This is a genomic window from Pseudoalteromonas sp. S3178 (genome assembly GCF_005886985.1).
In the GTDB taxonomy this organism is placed as follows: domain Bacteria; phylum Pseudomonadota; class Gammaproteobacteria; order Enterobacterales; family Alteromonadaceae; genus Pseudoalteromonas; species Pseudoalteromonas carrageenovora.
Window position 1 is genome coordinate 24,599 of sequence record NZ_PNCW01000021.1, and the last position, 22,386, is coordinate 46,984.

Genomic DNA, 22,386 nt, shown 5'->3' on the forward strand with positions numbered 1-22,386 from the left:
CTGCCCTTAAACCAATAAATATTCGTTTATTGGTGCCTCCTATCTCAATTTGATAATTAAGCACATGCGTTTATTGGCATGGGAGGCTTGCTGTTTAAATTTTCCTAAAAAGGGTTAAGCCATGTTAGATAACAACATTAAAAATCAATTAAAAAGCCATTTTGAATCGCTTACTCAACCTGTTGAGCTGCTTATTGCCTTGGATGACAGCAAAAAATCAGCAGAAGTAGAAAGCTTAGCAAACGACTTAGCATCATTAAGCGGTAAGTTTACGGTAGTTAACAACCCTGATACCAGCGCACGACGCCCGTCTATGGTTGTACATTCACCGGTTAAAAATACCCACATTACGTTTGCAGGCGTACCGATGGGACACGAATTTACAAGTTTAGTGTTGGCGCTTTTACATACTGGCGGACATGCAAGTAAAGCAAAAAGCGAAGACATTGAACAAATACAATCACTTGATCAAGAACTTAATTTTGAAATTTACATTAGCTTGAGTTGCCAAACGTGCCCACAAGTAGTGCAGGCGCTAAATACAATGGCCGCGACTAATAGCAAAATTAAAGCAACAATGATTGACGGCGCACTATTTCAAGAGGAAGTAGAAGAGCGCAACATTTTAGCAGTACCGGCTGTTTATTTAAATGGCGAACCATTTAGCCAAGGTGCATTAAGCCTAACTGACATATTAAACAAAGTAGACAGTAAAGGTGCAGCACGCCAAGCTGCGGCACTTAGCGAAAAAGACGAATTTGACGTATTAGTAGTAGGTGGCGGACCTGCCGGTGCATCAGCTGCAATTTATTCTGCACGTAAAGGGTTAAATACCGGTATTGTTGCAGAGCGATTTGGTGGGCAAGTTGCTGACACATTAGCTATTGAAAACTTTATATCGGTTAAAGCCACTGAAGGACCTAAGCTTGTTGCACAGCTTGAAGAGCATGTGAAAGAGTACGATGTTGATGTAATGCATAACCAACGTGCTGCAGGGCTTGAACGCGTTAATAACAAATACGAAATTACGCTTGAAAACGGGGCTACTTTAAAAGCTAAATCACTTGTTTTAGCAACCGGTGCACGCTGGCGTGAAATGAACGTACCCGGTGAGCAAGAGTACCGCGGATATGGTGTAGCATACTGCCCGCATTGTGACGGTCCTTTATTTAAAGGCAAGCCTGTAGCTGTCATTGGTGGTGGTAACTCTGGTATTGAAGCCGCAATCGATTTAGCAAACATTGTTGAGCATGTAACAGTACTTGAATTTGCAGATACATTACGTGCCGATGAAGTACTTATTCGCAAAGCAAACAGCTTAAATAATATTACTATTATTAAAAATGCCCAAACTACAGAAGTACTTGGCGATGGTAAAAAGGTGACAGGACTTACTTACACAGACCGAGTAACAGGTGATAGTAAGGCACTTACTTTAGCGGGTATTTTTGTTCAAATAGGCTTAATTCCTAACACTGAGTGGTTAAAAATTAGTGACTTAGAGTTAAGTAAATTTGGTGAAATATTAATTGATGCAAAAGGTGCTACGTCATTACCAGGTGTTTATGGCGCAGGTGATGCAACAAATACCCCATTTAAGCAAATTATTATTGCCATGGGCAGCGGCGCAACAGCGAGCTTAGGTGCTTTTGATTACTTAATTCGCAACAGCGAAGAAAGCGAGCAAGACAAAACAGCTGCTTAAACTGTAAACCCTCTCTTGATATAACAGCAAGGTACACCCAAAGCTGTTTGTTAACCCAAGCCGCCCTCTCCAAAGGCGGCTTTTTTACGACGTTAGATAATAAATTTAATCACAGCCGCCAGAATCTCCACCGCAATCATTATTAGAGTGTGAGTTATTACTAGAATAAATTGAAGAGTCACTGCTTGTGTAAGTTGAAGAGCCACGTGATGCTTTACCACTGATAAACGTAACTAATAGCAATACGCCTGATACAATAACGACCGTTATTGATGAGCTCCATTGCTCAGTGGAAATGCCTTTAAATATGGCTAAACACAGTACAGTAAAGAGTAACGTTCTTATTATATTTTTCATTTTATATCCCTATTTAGCCAGCCAGATAACTTTAAGCGTTAGCTGATTTTTTGGTTATGCTCAAGCGCGTTAATAACTGCTTTTTCAAGTGTGGGTAGTTTAAAAGGCTTTGAAATAAACATATCCATACCAGCTTGTTGACAAGCAAGTTTATCTTGAGATGAGGTATTTGCGGTTATAGCGACAATATAAGTTTCTTGTTTGGGGCAAGTATTATCAGCCCGAAGCTGCTTTGTTGCCTCAAAGCCATCAAGAATTGGCATTATGCAATCCATAAAAATAAGGTCATAGTGCTTTTGTTTGCATTTTAAAATCGCGTCTTGGCCATCAACTGCAGAGTCGGCTTTAATGTTTAATTTGCTCAAAGAGGCGTGAAGTACCAGCCTGTTGATATCGTTATCATCTACTACAAGTACAGACAGTTCACTGCCATCAGTATCTTGGTTTGTTATTAGGCTGTCTTGCTTTTGCTCTTTGCCTGACTCAATTGGTATATTTAGTAAAAATGTAGTCCCTTCATTTGGCGTACTTTTTACTTTTATTGTACCGCCCATATATTCAACAAGCTCTTTAACAATGGCAAGGCCAAGCCCTGTACCGCCTTTCGAATTTTTTGCATCAACCTCTTGTGAAAAAGGAGAAAATAGCGATTCTAAAAACCCTTTACTCATGCCTCGGCCAGTGTCGGAAACTTCAATATTTAGACTTTGTGATTTTTTTGCGTGTTCAATACTTGTTTTAAGTAAAACACAGCCATTTTCGGTAAATTTAAGCGCGTTGCTTAATAGGTTTGAGGTTATTTGGCTAAGGCGTGTGTTGTCGCTAAATGCCCAAAAAGTATCGTCAATGGTGTTTTCTACTTTAAGTGATACGTGTGTGTTTTTAAATAAGGGGGTGTATAACGACGTTAAATCTGTAAAAATAGTTTTTAGTAAAAAATCGGTAGGCTCTAGTTTTAATTCACCGTGATTAATTTTAGAAAAATCGAGTACTTCGTTAATTATGTTAAGTAGAATATCGGCGCTTCTTAGTGCTACTTTTATTTTTTCGGCGCGTACTTCCTCTCTATGCTCATCAATTAATGTAGTAAGCATACCTGTAATACCATTAAGTGGCGTTCTCAGCTCATGGCTTATTTTAGCAAGTAGCATGCTCCTATCTTCAAGCAAGCGTTCGGCTTGGGCTTGCTTTTGCTTGAGCTCTTCGCGCAGTAACATAGATTCTGTTACATCTTGAAAGGTGCCAAACAACCTTATACAGCGGCCGCCGTCAAACTCAGCCTCACCAAAGGTAGATATCCACAAAGTTTCATTTTGTGCGGTTACTATTTGTAAGTCTAGATTCCATTTTTCGCCTTTTTCGGTGGCATTTTTGACCGCTTGACTGATGTTTTCACGGCTAGTTCCTTCTTTATAAAATTCTAAAGCTCCTTCCATTACGGGTTGGTAGTCACTTGGTACTTGATGAATACGCTTAGTTTGTTCGCTCCAGTATATTTTATTTTCTATTAAATCAACTTCCCACGTACCTATATTGGCGACGATTTCTAGTTTTAATAAGGTATTACTGTTTTTTATAAGTTGCTCTTTAGTTTGCGAACGCGCAAATTCCGATCCGAGCCATTGCGCGAATAGCTCTATATAGTCGTATGCGTCGTCATTAAAAGCGAGGGAGTCTTTTGCTGATGAAAAGTTAACAGTGCCAAATACTTTATCTGCAATTTTTATAGGAGCACCAATATATGACTCTAACTGAAAATTAATGTAGCAGGGATGGTTTGCTATAGCGCTTTGCGATGCTTTATGAAAGGCAAGTGCAGATCCAGCACCGAGCGTATGTACGCAATAGGTGCCTTGTAAATCAAATACAGTACCGGGTAAAAGTGAGTTGTCGGGGGTTATAGCATGTAAAACGATGTAACTGTTTTCATCTACTTTACTAACAATACCTAGCTCAAGGTCGAATACTTCTAGCCCAAAGGTCAAAAGTTTATTAATTTTGCTTTCAAAATCAAGAGCTTGATTTGATACAATGTCGTGAAAACGCCTTAAGAAATTCAAAAGAAAACACCCCGTAAGCTTTTGTTAAATTTATAAAATATGCTAGCCAATTAAGGCGTTTTTATTAGTTAATGGCCAGTTTAGCAGTTTTAGTAAGTAATAACTAAAATTGGTGGCATTTTAATTTATAAGTCTATGTTTTATATAAAGCAAAATACTGCGCTGAATAAATAACACTCAGCGCTAAGTATTTAGTAGGTAGAGTTAGGTGTGTACTCTGGATTAATGTCGCCACCCACTTCATCAGGGTCAACATCGTTTATAAGCAATGTTTCTCGCACGGCTTCTATGTGATCAAGTACTGTTTGATAACGCTCGCCATACTCATATTTTGTTACCTCAATGGCTTGTGGCATATACGTAAATGCAATTTTAAGTGCGTGTAAGGCTTCTGGGTTGATTTTTTCGCTCATGATTTCCCTCTAATTAAACGTAAGCTATAGCTAACCTGAGTTCTGGATAATAAATCTATCTCAAGCAGCTATTTTTAGCGCTAACTGCGTTGAATTTCCTTGCAATAGACCAGCTATTGACGCGAAAATTCGCCTTGTTTTCACCAAAAATTTCTAGCTAGAGAGAAACAGGCTTAAATCTCTTAACCAGAATTCAGGTTAGTTAATAAAATAACACCAAATACAATACGGTAAATACCAAAACTTACAAAAGTGAAATTTTCTAAAAAACGAATAAATAGTTTAATGGTAAAATAGGCAACTATAAATGAGGTGATAAAGCCGACTGCGAGGGCTGTTAAGTCGTCGAGGCTAAACAATTGGTAGTGCTTAAGTAGGTCGTAACCAGAGGCAGCTGCGAGTACAGGTAGCCCAAGTAAAAACGAAAACTCAGCGCTGGCTTTTCGGTTTAAACCACACAACATAGCACCAACAATAGAGCTCCCAGCACGACTTGTGCCTGGAATAAGTGCAAATACTTGTGCTACGCCAATCCAAAGAGCTTGTTTATAAGTAACTTGGGTTACATCGGTAGTTGTGCAGTTAGCTTCTTTATAGCTGCGCTCTAATAGTAAAAAAATCACACCGCCTACAATAAACATAACACCTACTATTGGTACGCTAAACAGTGTTTTTATTACGTCACTAAATAAAAAGCCAATAACGCCTAAAGGGATAAACGCAATGGCTACTTTTGCCCATAAATTGAAATGTTTAGGGCTAAATTTGTCTTTGTAATTTGCAAGCACCGCCAAAATAGCAGCAAGTTGAATAATAACTTCAAATGCAAGGTTTGCGTCGGTTGACTCAATGCCTAGCCATTTTGAGGCCACAATTAAATGGCCAGTAGATGAAATGGGTAAAAACTCTGTGATCCCTTCGATAATACCTAAAATAATGGCGTTTAAAATATCCACGGATAATGGTTTCCTAATGAAAAATAGCGGTTTAAAAATAAATATATCTAAATAGCGGGCTAAGCATAAAAGCTTAAAAGTCATTTAAAAAGACTTTTAAGCTAATAAACCTAAACACAAAATAATAAACCTATCTTAAGATACAATTTTTAGTGCTAACTGCATTGAATTTACAGAAAATTTTTTGCCTGAAAGTAATACAGTTAAATACCATTATTATTCAATGTGTTATTAAACATACTGAGTGGGGCTCGGGGTAAAAGAATAATTAATTGCTTTTGCTTACAAATGCGCAATATAATAAAAACAATTATCATTTACCAAATCGGGTAAGTAGTGTTTAAAGTAACGATGAATAACAAAAAAACGTTTAAAGCGGTTAAAAGGCGACATTTTTTAGCATGTGTTTTAGCGCTAATTACAGCGGTTATAATGATCCCTGGAATGACGACTTATTTGCCCTTTCATATGAATGAGCAAATATTACTTCCTATAATGCTATTTCCTATTATTTGGACAGGGCTCTTTATATATGCCTATTTGGCAGAGCATGTATGGCATCCATTTATTGTGATGATTTTGTTGTGTGCTTCGCATGGATTATTAAGCTTTTTTGCATTGATGCAGGGGAAAGCATGAAATCAATTACGTTAAAAAAGTTATTTTTAATGCACAGCTGGGTTGGCATATTAACTTCAGTACTATTATTTATTGTGGCATTTAGTGGCGCATTAGCTGTACTTAGCCGACCTGAATTAAAAATTTGGGCTAATCCTGAATTACAATCAACTCAAATAGTACCAAGTACTGATATAAACACATTAGTTAATAAATATTATAAACAAGTACCCAGTGCATTTGGTGAGAATATCCACGTATTTATGCCAAGCGGTCATAATTTTTATTTGCTGACACTTGTTTTTGAATCGCACCATGGAGATGAAAACTATTCCCAAGAGGTGGCCCGTGTATTTCAGTTTCACCCAGATTCGTTGGCCTTAGTTGATAGCTACTACGGCCCAAGTAAAGAATTTTATGCAAATAAAAAAACAGATGCGCCCAGTTATATTGGAGAGTTTCATGCTGATTTGCATTTAGGTAGGCCTATAGGGTTAATTTTAACTGGTTTTTTAGGGCTCACTTTATTAATAAGCGCGATCACAGGGTTATTTATTCATAGAAAAATGATTAAAGAGCTGTTTACTTTTAGGCGGAGCAAGGGCTTAGATATAGCTATTAGCGATGCACATAAAGTAATGGGGATTTGGGGAAGCGTATTTAATATTGTTATTGGTTTTACTGGGGCCTTTTTGGGGCTTGCAACCATTATATTGTTGCCAGCCGCTGCATTTGTGAGTTTTGGTGGCGATCAAGATAAGTTAATTGAGACGTTTACCGCAATTCCTGAACCGGTGATTAGCCAAGTAGAACAGCCGACCAATATTGATATGATTTTAGACAACGCTAAAGATCGTTATCCTGATGCGGTAATCATTGATGCAACAATTATGGCAAACAACGACGCTAACGCTCAAGTATATTTGCGCTTGCTAGGAGGTGAAGCCGTGGCCTCTCAATTATTGCATTACCGCGGTGATGGCGAATTTGTAAAGTCGATGAGCAGTTTTGGGGATATATCAGGTATATCAATAAAGGTAATAGAGGTGTTATTTCCACTGCACTTTGGCAACTTTGCTGGAATATTTATAAAGCTATTGTGGGTAGTGCTTGGATTAACAACGGCTCTTTTACCTCTTTCAGGCATGATGATGTGGCTATCTAAACGAACCAGAGGGAGTAATCCTACTTTAAGTGTTCAAGCTTATACGCGTTGGAATCGTTTTATTATTGGCAGTTGTGGTGGATTGGTTTTAGCAAGCTTTGTGCTTTTTCCATTACAAATAGTATTGAATTACAGCGTTGATGGCGCTTTGCAAAATGCTTTTTTTGGACCAGTGTTTTTTTATAGCTGGTTAGGTTGGCTTTTAGTTAGTTTATTGCCAATGCATCACACCTTTTATTTTAAACTTACGCTTTTATTATGTGGCGCTGCGCTAAGTGCGGTGATGCCACTTAACATTTTTATAGGTCAAAATAATATTATGAATTTTAATAGCGCACTTGTTGTGATTGTTGATTCGTTATTTATGTTGATAGGCCTTACGTTGGTTTGGGCTGGGTTAAAGCTCAAATTGACAAAGCTGCCGATACTTGAGGCTCAAACAGTATGAATATAACATTGATTTTTTGTGCTGTTTTGAGTCTCGTTTTTATGACACTCATTATACGTAAAAGCGCTAGTTCAAACATTATTAAAGTAATTTACAGCCTTATTTTATTAATAATAGCGTTTGTTTGTTTTGCAAACGTGTACGGTTTACTTGGCGGAATAATTACAGGTGTTGCATGCTTAATGTGCGTAGGGCTTTTAACCGCATTTATAACAGGTAAAGCGCTCAAAGGTTATTAAAGGGTGAGTTGTTCTTTGATGGGTGAACATGCGGTGCCCTTTGTTTTTCTAGGGACGATCAGTTCTTTGTTGCCTACATGGATGTGGGTAAAGGGCGTAAGCAAGACTTCAAGCTTACATGGCGCTAAGCCAGTAGGGTAGAGCAGGAGCTGTTACCTGGCCACTAGGATACAAACCTCGCCGCGATTTAATCTTTTTTGGATTGAACAAATTTCAATCCACAAAGATCAACACGTCCTAGCTTAAAAAATCTTTGGCTGCGTCTATACCCATAGTGTATCCGTTATTCAGTAGCTTTAATTTTTTAGTTGTACGGCCTACCTTAAAATTAGCTGGTGGCGCAATTATATTAATTTTACAGTCACTTGGCGGGTTTAGTATAAAGTCGATACTTTGGTTGTATACGTGTGACCTATTTAGAGATGCTTGAATAAGTGCTGGGTAACTTTTGTACACTTTTTTAGTAAGCCATGGGGCTTTGCTTGGTTTTTTACGATAGCCTAGCGGTTGAGATAGGACCACGGTAATTTCTTTTGCCCCCATTTCATATGCTTTTATAACTGGGATTGAGTCGGCTACACCGCCGTCTGTCATTGGCTCATTATTAATTACAGGGTAATCGCGATAGGCAATAGGAATAGCGCAAGAAGCTTTGAGTTGCTCAACCATCTCGCTGCTTGTGGCTTTTAAATAATGTGCTGCACCGGTGTTTATAGCAGTAGATACAATGTAAAACTCGGGCTGGTTTTGTTCAAACACTTCGGTTTTAAGGCGTATTTCACGTATTGTTTCTTGCCAAAGCCAATCTAAGTCAAATAAATGCCCTCCTTTAATAAAGCGTTTTACGTTTATAAATTCAGGCCTACATGAATAATCGGTGATCACGGTATAATTGCGCTTTGGCTGATTACATAAATAGGCTGCAATATTGGTGGCCCCGGCCGATACGCCAAAATAGCGTTCAAAAGGTTGATGCTGCTGATTTAAAAATTCGTCAAGCACGCCAGCTGCAAAAATACCGCGCATGGCACCGCCTTCTACAACGAGGGTGTTTTTATTATTGTTCATTTTACAATCCTTTTATGACTCTTGATATTATCAACTCGATCTAAAAAATGCGATAGAGATAGTAGAAGAAAAATTAAAACGTATGACAGATCGCGCCAATTACGCTTTTCTGATAAGGTTTAGTATCACAAGGCATTGTTAATAAAGAATAACTATTTATGTTTGATCCTACCGTATCTGTTTTTGAAAACACACAATACCAGCTAGCCGAAAGCCCGCTCTGGCATCCGCTGTTAAATACGTTGTTTTGGGTAGATATAAATAAAAAGCAACTTTTAAGTAAAGGCATTAAAGATATATGTAGAGTGAATACCGTTACAATGCCCGATACACTCAGTGCCTTAGCGTGGATTGATGAGAGTCACTTATTATTAAGTACAAGCACTGGTTTATATAAATACCATATTGAGTCACATAGCCGTGAGCTTATTATTAATATTGAACAAGATCATTTACAGAGGCGTAGTAATGATGGACGGGCTGATCCATGGGGTGGTTTTTGGTTAAGTACCATGGATATAAATGCTAAAAAAGGTGAGGGGAAAATTTATCGGTATTACAAAAAGCATCTCATTGAGGTTATTACCGACTTAAGTATTCCTAATGGTTTATGTTTTGATAAATCTCGTTTGCGCGGATATTACTGCGACTCATTAACGAGTTGTATTTATGTAATAAGTTTAAATGAGCTTACCGGAGAGCCTTGTTCTAAACCTAATGTATTTTATCAATTTGCTAATACAGATGTTGACCCAGATGGATGCGTGCTAGATAAGAGCGGTAACTTATGGGTTGCAGTATGGGATATGGGATGCGTTATGTGTTTATCCCCACAAGCTGAGCTACTCACAACAATTAAACTACCAGCTATTAAAGTAACGTGCACTGCGTTTGGTGGTAAAAATGCAGAGACCCTATTTGTCACTTCTGCATTTGATGAGCAATACAAAACGGCAAAAGAACAACAAGGCATGATATTTCAAATTTCAGGCATAAAAAACGGGCGATTTGAACCCCCCGTTATAGTGTGATTATTAAGTACTTACTTGTAGAGTGCGACTTGGTTTCTGCCAGTATTTTTTGCCTCGTAAAGTGCTTTATCGGCACCACTTATAAGACTTTGCGCAGTTGTCTCTTTATTCGGAATCAAACTATAAACCCCCATGCTTATAGTGAGCTGTTTACTAACAGTAGAGTAGTTATGCTCTATCGCTAATTCTGCCATTTTTTGCTGAATTAGCGCTGCAAATTTTAAGCTGTTATCGGTATCTGTTGCGGGTAAAATAATCGCAAATTCTTCTCCGCCGTACCTAGCTGCCAAATCACCTTGGCGTTTACACATTGCTTTTAACGCTTGCGCTACAGATTTCAAAACTTCATCGCCTTGCTGGTGTCCGTAATTATCGTTATAGCTTTTAAAAAAATCTATGTCGCACATAATTAAAGCAATAGGTTGCACATGGCGCTTACAGCGTAGTACTTCGTTTTGTAATGTGTCATCAAAGCAGCGTCTATTCGCAATATCGGTTAAACCATCGGTATTAACTTGTTCATTAAGTTTTAAATTTGCTGTGATGAGCTGTTGTTGAATATATTGAAGCTCATTCTTAAAGTTTATATTTTTAAAAGCATTAGCTATCATTTCACCAACTAGCTTTAGCCTAATTAAATCTAAGTCTGTCCATTGTCGTTTTTGCTTTACACAGTCACAGCCAATAAACCCAACTAGTTCTTTATCGTAACGCAGGCCAATACATAAAACTGACTGTATTTCTTCAGACTGTAATTCTTCTTTTTCTTTGATTGCTTTTTTAGGAAGCTTTTCAACATCATTTACTTTAAAAAGATGGGTACTATTCATTAAAGTTGTGAAGTAGGGCAATGCGTTTTTAGGTATATGTTGTAACTTATCCTTAAACGGCTCAACCCCTTGATTGACCCATTCATGCGTGTTTCTCATTGACTTTCCATCGTCTGAGAATTTAAATAAATAACTTCTATCTGCAAAGCAAACAGTACCAATTGCTTTTAAGGCAAACTCTATATGAGTATTAATTTCGTCGCTTTGAATATCAATTAAGTCGGTAGAAATTTTTGAAATGATTTTGTCGAAGTTGTATTGTTCATCTTCGCTTTGTTTAATAATTTCAAAGGTTACAATGTGTACGCTATTACTGAGCTGAGCAAGCTTTGCATTTATTAATGAATTTGTTTTTGCTTTTCCTAAAAGAATATTTGAACTTGTATTTATGACTAAATATTTATCAAATAGCTCTCGGAATATTAATTGCTTTTTGCTTTCTGGGCTTGTGAGGATGAGGTGCTTAAAGTCGCCATCATCGTATTTATTATGTGGAGATAGCTCAAATAAACTTTGTGCTTGAGAGTTAGCTTTGTAAGTCTTTTTTTTAGCATCATAAAGTACAACGGCAAAAGGGATTAGCTTTATAGTACTCCAAGTATCTTCTACTGATTTAAAGCCCACTCATTGCTCCATATGAAATTAAATATTAACTCAATATTTTTATTATTGTTTATCTATTATTTAGTACAGTTTTGGCTAATTTACTAAGTTTTTAGTGCGTTTATTTGGCCTTCGTATTACAATTGCAACTGTATATCATTACCCATTTCTACTCTAAGCCACCTACCGGCTTATTTGCAATTTTAAGTATAGGTTATTCAAGCATTTCATGACAGAAATCACTACACACCAGGCATCACGCCGTCGGTTGCTTATTGCTTTGGCAATAACATGTTCATTTATGGTTATTCAGGTTGTTGGCGCTTACTACTCTAACTCCCTAGCAGTACTTGCCGATGCAGGGCATTTGTTTGTGCATAATAGCTCGCTATTTATTGCATTGATTGCTTCTAGCCTCGCTATTCATTTTGCTAAAACCTATAACGATGGACACCAACGAGCAGAGCTGATTGGTGGTTTAATAAATGGAACGCTCTATTTAGCTATTAGCTTAATTATTTTGTATGAGGGGGGCGAGCGCTTTATACATCAGCACGAAGGCAATGAGCTTGCTATTAATAGTTATTTAATGTCGGTTATTGCAGCCATTGGCTTTTTATTTCATGGTGCTGCAGCTTGGGTTTTATATAAAGGTCGCAAGGCGAGTATTAATGTATATGCTGTATTCTTGCACTCATTTTTTGACTTAATATCTACAGTGTCGACCTTTGTGGCTGGTATTTTAATTTACCTAACCGGCTGGACGGTCATTGATATTTTATCAAGTATGCTTATAGCGTCGTTTGTATTATTCACAGGTATAAAGGTTATTATCAGATGTATAAAAGGTTTACGTTTAAATAAAGCGAAGCTGCCTAGAGTGGCTGATATAGAACATGAAATTACAAAAATGGAACATGTTCATAATGTTCACAATGTAACTGTTTCTCGAAAAGATAAAGATATAGTCGTTGGCGCACATGTTGTGCTTAAACAGCACTGTACCATTGAAAAGCATGACGAAGCATGCCGAATGAAAGTAGAGCAGCTACTTAGCAGTAAATTTAAAGTTAAAAATAGTGTGCTTCAAATTGAAAGCCATGAGTGTCATCATATTCATAGCTAACTAAACGAGCCCGTATTAAGCGGGCTCTTAGTATTTTATACGCAGCTTTAAAGTTTATTTAACCGCTAAAACTAACTTAAAGTAAATTTATAATCTCTTCAAAGGTTTTGCCATTACATAAATCTTGTGCTGTCATTGGTTTGGCAAAGTAATAACCTTGTAATACATGACAGCCTACAGCAGAAAGAAATGTAATTTGTTCATGAGTTTCTACCCCTTCAGCAATACAATATAAGCCAAGGTTATCGGCTAAAGAGTAGATTGTTTTAATTATCGATTCGTTGCTTTTATCAAGGCCGATGCTTTGTACAAAGCTTTGATCAATTTTAATAACATTAATCGGAAACTGGCTCAAATAAGTCAGTGATGAATAGCCCGTCCCAAAGTCATCAAGTAATAATTTAAATCCTGCTGTTTTTAGTTTGTGTAATTGTTTTGATGCTTTTTGTTTATCTTCTAGTAGCGTGCTTTCGGTTATTTCAAGACGTAATTGCTTTGGATTTATATTGTGAGCACTTAAAATAGCCACTAAGCGACTCGCTATATGTATTTTTAATATATGCTTAGGTGATAAGTTCAGAGATATATAAAACAGTGGGTTATCATTAAGTAAAGGAGCTAAATCGGTTAAAGCACGTTTTAATGCTTGCTCGGTTAACTTTTCGATTAACCCCGTTTCTTCAGCTACGGGTATAAATACAGCCGGAGATATAAATTGTCCTTTATTCTCCCAGCGCATAAGTAATTCAACCCCATTGATTGTTTTAGCGTGTAAATCAACAATGGGTTGGTAATGATTAAATAGCAGATTTTCCTTTGCTGCATCTTTTAAGTCGTTTTCTAGGATGAGCTTTTGTTTGATTTGCTCGTTCATTTTTTCATTAAAAAACTTAAAACCATTACGGCCATCTTGTTTAGCTTGCATCATCGCAACGTCTGCATTTCGGATCAGAGTATCACTGGAGTTTGCGTCATTAGGATAAAGTGCAACGCCTATGCTTGCAGATATATTAATCGAAAAATCTTCGATGTTAACTTTATTAGCAAGCTCATGGCTTATTGTTTTTACTGTATTGTTGAGTGACTCTATCGAATCAATATTTTCAATTAATACTAAAAACTCATCTCCACTTTGGCGTCCAAGCGCTGCGTTGTCATCAAGCATTGCGCTCACGCGCCGTGTAATATCACACAATAATTTATCGCCAACAGCATGGCCAAATGAGTCGTTTACGGGCTTAAACTTATCTAAATCTATGAACAAAAGAGCGCATTGATTATTACTTTTTTGTGCTTTAACAATTGCTTGCTGAATATTTTTATACATTAAACTACGATTCGGTAAACGTGTTAAAGGGTCAAAGTTTGCTAAATAACGAAGCTCTGTTTCTGCGCGTTTTTGCTCTGTTAAATCTGATATAACTACCACGTAATAACTTACAGTGTTGCTTTCTTTTGCTACTGCAGTAACGCTTAAGTGAACTGGATGCTGGGAGTTTTTTGCGGTTTTTATATTTGCATTTGTACGCCAGTTTTGTTTTGCTTTTAAAGCTTTTAATTTAGCTGCAAATTCTCTGCATTTAGTTTTTCCAATCGCATTAATTATAAGTTTTAGGCTTAGTTTTGTTGAATTGTGTTCGTTCGAAAAAGTGTCTATAAAGCTATTATTTGCAGAAAATGGCATTAGTCGATCATCTAAAATTAACAGCCAATCTGTAATTTGGCTAAATGCCTCACCTAAAATATTTGCTTGTTGCTCATTAGCACGTTGCTCAGTAATATTTGTATAAATGCCCGATACATACTGCGGTTCGCTAGTGTGTTCCTTATACATAATTTGGCCTAGGTCTTGATACCAAAGCCAATGACCTTCTTTATGCTTTAAACGGTAGGCACATTGCCAATGTTGCTGTTTATTTTGTTTAATGTAGGCGTACCATTGAGCTTCTACTCTTCGTCTATCATCAGGGTGAATAAGTAAAAAATAGCGCTCTATGCTAAGGCGTTCAGGTAAATTAAAGTAACCTAATTCTGCGCCCCTTTGCGTGTTAACGGTGTGATCACTAAAACTATAATTCCATACGCCACTTTTGTTGTTTTTTAGCGCAAGCTCAGTTTGTTTTTGCGAATGAATGGTTTCTCTTTGCGCATTTTCTATGGCTACTTGGCGGTTTCTGTACTGCCAAAATAGTAAAAATAATATTAAAAATATACCTATAAGGTATAGGGCATAAGCAAGAGGCGACTGCCACGGTGCGTAGGCAACACTAAAGTTAAGTGACCGTTGCTCGCCAATATTTGTATCTTTTTGGTTTACAACGGAAACCGTTAATGAGTAATCGCCAGGCTGTAATTTCGTAAAAAACACCTGATTTGTTTTTAATTCGTCATAAACAAGTGGATTTGCACCTGAAAGTACTACTTTATAGCGTGTGCTTTCTTTATTTATGTAGTCAAAGTTTGAAAATTTAACTGTTAAACCAACATCGTCATAAGCAAGTTTAAGTGGTTTGTATTTATATTTATTGGGATAATAATTTAGATCTGTAGAAAGTAAGCTTATATCAGTAATTTCAAGGTTACTCTGCGTAAATTGCTCATCAGAGTTAAAATCAGCTGGGTTGAATTGCAAAACACCATGGTAACTGCCAAAAACTATTTGCTTGTTATTTAAAATAATACCAGCAATAGCACTAAATTTATTATTATTCAGCCCATCTTTAACGGTGTAACTTGTTATATTTTGGGTATCTAAATTTAGCTGGTATAAGCCATTTTCACTGCTCGCCCACAAATTACGATTACTGTCTGCGAGCAACATATAAATAGAGTTGGTTCCTAGCGCATTTTTAATGTTAAAAGTGTGCTTTCGTTCATAAGTTTTAGTATCTAGGGCAATAAGGCCTTCTTGCGTTGTAGCAAGCCATAGTAAATTGCGTTTAGTGTCTAAATAAAAGTTTTCTACAGTATTAAATAGATTGTTATTTTTATTATTTGATTGAAATATCGTCGTTAACGTTTCAGTTTTTTCGTGGTATCTATAAAATTTATTTTTAGTGCTTAAAATTAGCTCCTCTGGGTAGGCGTCTAAAGGTGCATGAAAAGTGTAAGCATCTATTGGTTTTGTTTTCTCTTTTAGGCCTTTTATAGGTCTTTTTTTACCTGTTATTGCGTTATAGATATAAAAATCGTCTGAAGAAATATATGCAAAGGTGTCTGATGCTATTTGTGCAAAACCAAATAAATTTGTGTTGTTTAAATCGTTAGATAAAAATGGCTGGTCAGCTTCTTTTTTTCCTGTTTTTTTATTAAATAATTCTAGATTATTATAACGTGAGAGCCATAAATATTGCCCTCCCTTTAAATCACTAGGAAAAATATCAAATACAGCATATTCACCATAAACTGCCTTGGTGTCTGTTGATTCTAAAAACGTGCTCACTTGCTGAGTATTTAAATTATATTTTGCAAGGCCATTATCTGTACCTAACCAAAGTATATTTTCATCCTGCACAATTTTATTAATTAAATTACTGTTAGGTAGGGTGATATTTTTAAATCGTTTTGTTTGTGTTGCCCACGTTAAAACACCTTGAGTACGTGAAGCAAGCCATAGCAGGCCCGATTTATCAATCATCACGTCGTTTATGGTGTTTTCTGTAATGTTAAATTTACTCTCATCAAAGCTTAAAATAAATTCAATGTTTCCGGTGCGTCTAAAGTACTGAAATAAGCCACTTTGAGTCGCAATAAACTCACCAGCGTCTGTTTTTGAGTAATCCCAAATATTATAATCTTCGACTAATGTATTTACTTGATTTGGGTTTATATTTTTATTTTTGTCAAAGGCTAAGAGGTATAAACCTTCTACAGTACCCACCATTAAACCGAGCTCTGCATCAATAGTTAATAGTTTTATATTATTATTATCAGCAGTCACATTTTCATCTTTATGAAGTGAAAGTGGTTTTAATTTTTTACTTTTAATATCAAGTGTATAAAGACCATTGTTAGTACCAACGTATAAGGTGTTGTTATAAAAAGTTATTGCTCTTATGTAATCGTCTTTATTAGTTAAAGCGGTAATTGGCGTTAATTTTTTAGTACTATGATTGTAGGTAAGTATTTGCTCATCAATGGCAAAGTATGATTGCTCATTAAGCTGTGCAATTGCCGAAATTGGTGAGTAGGTATTCGTTTTATCATCTAGTTGCCCAGCGTAAATTTTTTCTGTTTTTAGCGTATTGGGGTTTACTAAATAAGCGCCTGTAACATCTGTAGATACAATAATGTTTCCTGTGGATGTTTCAAACAAGTCATATATGTACTGTTTATCAAGGTCGTAACCTCCGTCAAACGCGGTTACTTGATATCCGTCATAACGGTTTAAGCCTTGTGCAGTGGCAATCCATATAAATCCTATATCATCTTGTAATGAGCGTGTGACATAGCTTTGCGACAATCCTTCATCTGTTGAAAGACGCTGTAATTGCTGAGCATAGTTTTGAGATGCGCTCGCACTTCCAATGCAAAATAAAACAACAGTGACGATAAGAAAAACTATCTTACTCAAATGCACTAATAAACTCGCTCTAAAACAGGTAGGGTGGGGCTTAATTTATAATTAAATATAGCATGTTTTTGAAATGTCGATTACAAAAAACATCTATAAAATAACTTATGTACCTCTTTTAAAACATGAGCTAATCTTTGTAACACAATAGCTTAAAGAATTTAGGTAGTGATATGAGCACAGTTATAAATGTACAATCAGCAAGTAGTTTGCTTTTAATTATAGACTTGCAAGTTAAACTTGCTCCTGCAATATCAGGTTTTGATTCTATTTTAGAAAGTGTACTTAAACTCGCCAAAGTCAGTGATGTTCTTAAAGTGCCTGCGTTAATTACAGAGCAATATGTAGTTGGTTTAGGGCAGACCTCCGCTGAAATTAAGCATGCTTTACCCGATGCGACATATTTTCACAAAACATACTTTAGTGCTTGTGCAGAGCCAGGCTTTATTGAACGCTTAAAAAGCTACGGTAAAATGCAAATTATTGTGGCTGGTACTGAGGCTCATGTGTGCGTTTTACAAACCTGTTTAGACTTAATACAAAACGGCTTTGAAGTGATTTTAGTGCATGATGCGGTTGGTTCACGAAACCCAGAACATAAAAGTTAACCTTAGAGCAGCTTAAACAAGCTGGTGGGGTAATATCGTGTGCAGAAATTGTTATTTTTCAGTGGACAAAAAAAGCGGCGACACCTACGTTTAAACAAATACTACCTATTATTAAGTAGCTCTTAAGTTTAGGTGGTTGTTAATTTTTGGTAAGTTATTTGTTTTTAAAATGCTTGGTATGTTTTATTATTAGGGTTGGTGCTCAAATATAGAGTTTATTCCGTATAGACTTTGATTTGTTTAATAAACTTAAATTGTATTAAGGTATTTATGTCTAGTGTCGCTCGGTTATTTACTCTTATTTTTTCTCTTCTATTTGTTGAGTCTATAGGGATTGGCTTATATTTTGGCACGCTAACTCAAGCCTTTATTATTGGATTACCACTAAGTTTGTTGCCAATATGGCTACTTAAAACACAGCCAAATAGCACTATAACAGCCCATGTTGTAGCTGGTGCGATCATGATGTTTTCTTTTTTACATATACAGCAAGCGTATGGGTTGATAGAAGTTCATTTTGAGATATTTATACTAATGGCAATGTTGATCATGTTTGTAAAGTGGCAGGTATTTATAACGGCCATTGTATTTGTTGCTATTCATCATTTGTCTTTTTACTACCTGCAGACCCAAAATACCGGATTTTATGTTTTTGACCCTGACAGATTAGCATTTACTACTGTGCTTATTCATGCCGGCTATGCTGTCGTTGAAGTATTAGTAGCAGGTTATATAGCAATAACATTACAGCGAGAGCGACGTGCAGGTTTGTCATTAAGCTTTGCAACAGAGCAAATAATGAAAGACCCTGAAAATATTAAGCTATCGCTGCGCGCAGATGATACTAATAGTAAGGCTGTGGCCGGATTTAATACATTACTAGATTACATTGCTGATGTTATTAAACAGGTTCAAACTCAGTCATTATCATTGCAAAACAACTCACAAGAGCTTATTCAAGTGCATGATCAGCTAGCTGATGGGGCAACACAGCGAACGCAGCAAACAGACGACATAGCAAACTCAGGTGCACAAGTGGCCCATGGCTTTAAGTTGGTTGAAGAGGAAAGTGAGGTATTAAAAAATCAGGTCGATCATATCACTCAGGCAGCAGGTAATGCTTTAAAAGAAGTGCTACAAACTGATGCTAAAAGTCGAGAGTTATTGACGCTACTTAATCACACCGAAGAGCAAATAAACCATTTAGTCGCGGCGGGTGACGTTATTTCAAGTTTGTTAAATGAGATATCAGGTATTGCAGAGCAAACGAACCTCCTTGCTTTGAATGCTGCAATTGAGGCTGCTCGAGCTGGGGAGCACGGGCGCGGCTTTGCTGTTGTAGCAGATGAAGTAAGATCGCTTGCAAACCATAGTAAGGCCACCACCGATAAAATAAGCCTAACGTTAAAAGATTTAGTAAGTAATAGTAAAACATCGACTCAATCAATGAGCCAATGTGTTAGTTTTGTTGTTGATTTAACAGATATTAGTGCAGCAATGAAAGAAAATATTTCGGCTATGAGTGCACAAATAGAGGCCGTTTCTGCAAGTTCAGACTCTGTTGCACAGGTTGTTGCAGAGCAAGCAGGTAATACTGAATTAATAGCAAGTAGTACTGATAATATGCGCCAAAACCAATATCAAGATACGCAAATAGTGCAGCAGTTAACTGCTAAGGTGCAACTTATTGATGTAAGCATTGATGTGTTAGAGCAAAGTATTGCTAAATTCAAATAAACCTAAGTTGGTCACTTATGTTTTGATAGCAGCTTGGTTTGTTAGCATAGTGACTGGGCTAGTATACTTTCAAATGACGCAGCTTACTGATTTTGATACTAATAAGTTGTTAAATGAACCACAGTGGTTTTATAAATTTAAACAACAAATTAAATATGAAAATAACCAGCATGCTTCTTTAGTAATTGTAACAGACCCTAATTGTGGTTGTACTCTTCAGGCTAAAACGCACTTGAAGCAACTAGCTGATTTTTCGAACCAAAAGGGTGTACAGGTAATAAACCTCGAACAATCGAAACTTTTACAAGCGGTAATACCCTCCACACCCGCAGCGGTTGTCTTAGACAAAAAAGGAGAGTTTGTATATGCGGGGCCTCTTTCTGAAGGACTTGGTTGCGCTCAGGGCAGCGGTTTTGTTGAAACTGTAATTACTAATTTAATGGCTGGGTTTAATAACGAGCTATTACTTAACAATACTAAGGGTTGTTACTGTACAACTTCAACCCAAGCATAATAGAGCAACTAGCTAGTTGCTCTATTATTCATAAATAACGCAGTTAGCGCTGAAAATAGCTGCTAGAGATAAGTTTATTATCTAAGGTTTAGGCTAAGTTAGTACGTCATTAATCCATAAACACCTAATAGTACAAACACGCTGGCAGCAATAAACCTTACACTATTAAGCGATATTCGCTTTAACAGTGCATTACCTGCGTAAATTACAGGGATATTAGCGATTAGCATTCCTAATGTTGTACCAATAGTTACCCAGAATACGTCTTGATATTGGGCACCGAGTAATACTGTAGCAACTTGTGTTTTATCACCTATTTCAGCGATAAAAAATAATACAAAAGATACTAAAAATGCGCCATATTTATCATATCGATGGCTAACATCTTCATCCTTATCTGGAATTAGCAGCCATATACCAACTGCAATTATGCTTACATTAACGATTATTGGTAAATAGGAGAGAGTAATACTTTCACTTATCCAGCCGCCAAGCCAAGCAGATAGGCCATGATTAATAAGTGTGGCGGCTAAAACACCTAGAGCCAGAGCTGCTTTATTACGAAAGCGTACGGCAAGTAATAGTGATAAAAGCTGAGTTTTATCGCCAATTTCGGCAAGCGTGACGGTGACGGTTGAGGTTACAAAAACTTCCATTAAAAAATACTTATAGGCGGGAGTGCTAAACCAAGGCAAACACGTATCTCCCGCCATGAGGATAGTGCCTACCTAGGTCTCGCCGATAATGCTTGCTACAACATTACAAACTTACCATGCACATGAGGTGCAATTATGTTGATAAGTTTACTCATTACTGAGCGGGCTACTCCCCTAAGAGGTGGGCATTATTCCATAACTTCATTTTTAGGTAAATATAGTAAAAAGAACAAAGGCTATTATTTAATAAATAATGTGTATTTTTATTGAGGAAGCTATTGATAACAATTGTCGTTTAGATTAGTATGCATCCATTGAATGTAATTAACACGGTTTGTATTGATGTATATTTGTCTTTGTCACGGTGTGACTGATAAAAAAATTGAGCAAACAATTGACGATGGTGCAACGACCATGCGTGAATTAACTAAAGAGCTTAAAGTGGGCAGCCAATGCGGTAAGTGTTGTGGTTGTACTAAAAAGATCCTTAATCGTAAACTTATTGAAATTGCAGATATTACCGATCAAGTTGCGTAATTACATTTTAAAAAATTCATAAAAAAAGCAGCTTTATTAAGCTGCTTTTTTTATGGCTGAATCATTGTTTACAGTTGAGACTGTAAGTAATTTTCAAGCCCTGTATTTTTAATAAGTAATTGCTGTGTTTCTAGCCAGTCAATTTGCTCTTCTTGCTCGTTTAAAATGTGATCGAGCGCTTCTCGGCTAATATAGTCTTGTTTACTTTCAGCTAATTTAACTGCACTTCTCAGTTCGTCGATAGTATCAAGCTCAAAGCTCATATTAGCTGCAATCATTTCTTCGCTGTTTTCACCAATACGTAATCGGCCTAAGTCTTGAAGATTTGGTAGCCCTTCTAAAAATAAAATGCGTTCGATTAAACGATCGGCGTTTTTCATTTTTTGAATAGATACTTTGTAGTCCGCTTTATCTAGTTGTGTAAAGCCAAAATCTTTAAACATACGTGCATGTAAAAAATATTGGTTAATACCTACAAGTTCATTAGCTAGCACTTTATTTAGTGCTGCAATAACGTCTTTATCGCCTTTCATAATATGCTCCTGCTAGCCTAGTTGTGCTTGGTGGTAATTTGGAGCACCGATTTTGTCAATTAAGCCAATTTGCTGCTCTAACCAATAAACGTGATCTTCTTCGGTATCAAATAATAGCTTTTCTAAAATGCTACGAGATTGGTAATCTTGTTGCTCTTCGCATATTGCGATTACATCTTTAACACACGCAACTACTTCAAGCTCAAGTGTTAAATCGTTTTGCATCATACTTTTTACGTCAGTACCAATTAATAAGTCACGACGCTTAGTCATGTTTGGTACGCCTTCTAAAAATAAAATGCGTTTGATAAGCCAATCTGCGTGATCTTTTTCTTCTTCCATTTCGTGGTTAAGGCGCTCGTATAGCTTGTTTAAGCCCCAGTCATCATACATGCGTGAGTGTATAAAATACTGATCGATTGCCGCTAACTCGTTAGCTAACAATGTGTTAAATGCATCGATTACTTTTTGATTACCTTTCATGATAAATCGCCTTAACTATTTCAATTGTATGCAGTGTAGTATAAATTGCTTTTATTGCAAGTTTTTCTTTAAAAATCATTGGTTTACTATTGGTTTTGATTCTTATTTAAGTTTGCGTTATTGCTT

Annotated in this window: 19 protein-coding genes, 1 pseudogene and 1 riboswitch; of the genes and pseudogenes, 10 read left to right on the plus strand and 10 right to left on the minus strand. The window is 36.6% G+C overall.

Annotated features, from left to right (window positions below):
- Window positions 1–121 precede the first annotated feature (121 nt).
- Window positions 122–1,705 (plus strand): alkyl hydroperoxide reductase subunit F, encoded by a 1,584-nt coding sequence (ahpF, locus tag CWC11_RS05845; RefSeq protein ID WP_138681925.1) that lies wholly within the window; start codon window positions 122–124, stop codon window positions 1,703–1,705.
- Window positions 1,706–1,810: 105 nt separating this feature from the next.
- Here ahpF and CWC11_RS05850 read toward each other — a convergent pair whose 3' ends face one another.
- The 4 genes from CWC11_RS05850 to CWC11_RS05865 all read right to left on the minus strand — a co-directional run bounded on the left by CWC11_RS05850 (window position 1,811) and on the right by CWC11_RS05865 (window position 5,491).
- Entirely contained in the window at window positions 1,811–2,062 is a 252-nt protein-coding gene (locus tag CWC11_RS05850) for a hypothetical protein (RefSeq protein WP_058549910.1), read from the minus strand.
- 38 nt (window positions 2,063–2,100) lie between these two features.
- The gene (locus CWC11_RS05855; RefSeq protein ID WP_138681926.1) at window positions 2,101–4,122 is read right to left on the minus strand and encodes a hybrid sensor histidine kinase/response regulator; all 2,022 of its coding nucleotides are present in this window, start codon (window positions 4,120–4,122) and stop codon (window positions 2,101–2,103) included.
- A gap of 191 nt (window positions 4,123–4,313) precedes the next feature.
- Window positions 4,314–4,535 carry a hypothetical protein gene (locus CWC11_RS05860; protein WP_058549908.1) on the minus strand — a complete coding sequence of 74 codons (222 nt, stop codon included), beginning with the start codon at window positions 4,533–4,535 and terminating at the stop codon, window positions 4,314–4,316.
- Window positions 4,536–4,717: 182 nt separating this feature from the next.
- Complete coding sequence (locus tag CWC11_RS05865; RefSeq protein WP_138681927.1) at window positions 4,718–5,491, minus strand: undecaprenyl-diphosphate phosphatase; 774 nt, start codon at window positions 5,489–5,491, stop codon at window positions 4,718–4,720.
- Between the two features lie 351 nt (window positions 5,492–5,842).
- Between CWC11_RS05865 and CWC11_RS05870 the strand changes: the two genes are divergently transcribed.
- The 3 genes from CWC11_RS05870 to CWC11_RS05880 are packed head-to-tail and all read left to right on the plus strand — an operon-like array spanning window position 5,843 to window position 7,961.
- Window positions 5,843–6,130: a hypothetical protein gene (locus CWC11_RS05870; RefSeq protein ID WP_138681928.1), complete on the plus strand. Its 288-nt coding sequence runs from the start codon at window positions 5,843–5,845 to the stop codon at window positions 6,128–6,130.
- The gene (locus CWC11_RS05875; RefSeq protein WP_138681929.1) at window positions 6,127–7,722 is read left to right on the plus strand and encodes a PepSY-associated TM helix domain-containing protein; all 1,596 of its coding nucleotides are present in this window, start codon (window positions 6,127–6,129) and stop codon (window positions 7,720–7,722) included. The genes CWC11_RS05870 and CWC11_RS05875 overlap by 4 nt, the downstream gene beginning before the upstream one ends.
- Before the next feature lie 41 nt (window positions 7,723–7,763).
- Window positions 7,764–7,961, plus strand: a complete 198-nt coding sequence (locus tag CWC11_RS05880) for a SurA N-terminal domain-containing protein (RefSeq protein ID WP_138681930.1) — start codon at window positions 7,764–7,766, stop codon at window positions 7,959–7,961.
- A gap of 237 nt (window positions 7,962–8,198) precedes the next feature.
- Here the strand turns inward: CWC11_RS05880 and CWC11_RS05885 are convergent, their stop codons facing one another.
- Window positions 8,199–9,029, minus strand: a complete 831-nt coding sequence (locus CWC11_RS05885) for a patatin-like phospholipase family protein (protein ID WP_138681931.1) — start codon at window positions 9,027–9,029, stop codon at window positions 8,199–8,201.
- Between the two features lie 158 nt (window positions 9,030–9,187).
- On the opposite strand from CWC11_RS05885, the gene CWC11_RS05890 reads away from it, so the two are divergent.
- Window positions 9,188–10,060 carry an SMP-30/gluconolactonase/LRE family protein gene (locus CWC11_RS05890; protein ID WP_138681932.1) on the plus strand — a complete coding sequence of 291 codons (873 nt, stop codon included), beginning with the start codon at window positions 9,188–9,190 and terminating at the stop codon, window positions 10,058–10,060.
- An 11-nt stretch (window positions 10,061–10,071) separates the two neighbouring features.
- On the opposite strand, the gene CWC11_RS05895 is transcribed toward CWC11_RS05890, so the two are convergent.
- Window positions 10,072–11,514: a diguanylate cyclase domain-containing protein gene (locus CWC11_RS05895; protein ID WP_138681933.1), complete on the minus strand. Its 1,443-nt coding sequence runs from the start codon at window positions 11,512–11,514 to the stop codon at window positions 10,072–10,074.
- 208 nt (window positions 11,515–11,722) lie between these two features.
- Between CWC11_RS05895 and CWC11_RS05900 the strand changes: the two genes are divergently transcribed.
- Window positions 11,723–12,619 (plus strand): cation diffusion facilitator family transporter, encoded by an 897-nt coding sequence (locus CWC11_RS05900; protein WP_138681934.1) that lies wholly within the window; start codon window positions 11,723–11,725, stop codon window positions 12,617–12,619.
- A gap of 76 nt (window positions 12,620–12,695) precedes the next feature.
- Here CWC11_RS05900 and CWC11_RS05905 read toward each other — a convergent pair whose 3' ends face one another.
- Window positions 12,696–17,198: an EAL domain-containing protein gene (locus CWC11_RS05905; RefSeq protein WP_138681935.1), complete on the minus strand. Its 4,503-nt coding sequence runs from the start codon at window positions 17,196–17,198 to the stop codon at window positions 12,696–12,698.
- A 167-nt stretch (window positions 17,199–17,365) separates the two neighbouring features.
- Between CWC11_RS05905 and CWC11_RS05910 the strand changes: the two are divergent.
- From CWC11_RS05910 to CWC11_RS05920, 3 genes and pseudogenes are all read left to right on the plus strand, one after another.
- Window positions 17,366–17,919, plus strand: a pseudogene (locus CWC11_RS05910) (isochorismatase family protein).
- A gap of 151 nt (window positions 17,920–18,070) precedes the next feature.
- Complete coding sequence (locus tag CWC11_RS05915) at window positions 18,071–19,537, plus strand: methyl-accepting chemotaxis protein (RefSeq protein WP_138681936.1); 1,467 nt, start codon at window positions 18,071–18,073, stop codon at window positions 19,535–19,537.
- Window positions 19,521–20,051, plus strand: coding sequence for a DUF6436 domain-containing protein (locus CWC11_RS05920; RefSeq protein ID WP_138681937.1), 531 nt, complete (start codon window positions 19,521–19,523; stop codon window positions 20,049–20,051). The genes CWC11_RS05915 and CWC11_RS05920 overlap by 17 nt, the downstream gene beginning before the upstream one ends.
- A gap of 98 nt (window positions 20,052–20,149) precedes the next feature.
- Here the strand turns inward: CWC11_RS05920 and CWC11_RS05925 are convergent, their stop codons facing one another.
- The gene (locus tag CWC11_RS05925) at window positions 20,150–20,707 is read right to left on the minus strand and encodes a TMEM165/GDT1 family protein (RefSeq protein WP_138681938.1); all 558 of its coding nucleotides are present in this window, start codon (window positions 20,705–20,707) and stop codon (window positions 20,150–20,152) included.
- 84 nt (window positions 20,708–20,791) lie between these two features.
- Window positions 20,792–20,894: riboswitch (yybP-ykoY riboswitch) on the minus strand.
- Between the two features lie 155 nt (window positions 20,895–21,049).
- On the opposite strand from CWC11_RS05925, the gene CWC11_RS05930 reads away from it, so the two are divergent.
- Entirely contained in the window at window positions 21,050–21,244 is a 195-nt protein-coding gene (locus CWC11_RS05930; RefSeq protein ID WP_058404608.1) for a (2Fe-2S)-binding protein, read from the plus strand.
- 68 nt (window positions 21,245–21,312) lie between these two features.
- On the opposite strand, the gene bfr (CWC11_RS05935) is transcribed toward CWC11_RS05930, so the two are convergent.
- Entirely contained in the window at window positions 21,313–21,777 is a 465-nt protein-coding gene (gene bfr, locus CWC11_RS05935) for a bacterioferritin (protein WP_138681939.1), read from the minus strand.
- A 12-nt stretch (window positions 21,778–21,789) separates the two neighbouring features.
- Window positions 21,790–22,260 (minus strand): bacterioferritin, encoded by a 471-nt coding sequence (gene bfr / locus CWC11_RS05940; protein ID WP_138681940.1) that lies wholly within the window; start codon window positions 22,258–22,260, stop codon window positions 21,790–21,792.
- Window positions 22,261–22,386 lie beyond the last annotated feature (126 nt).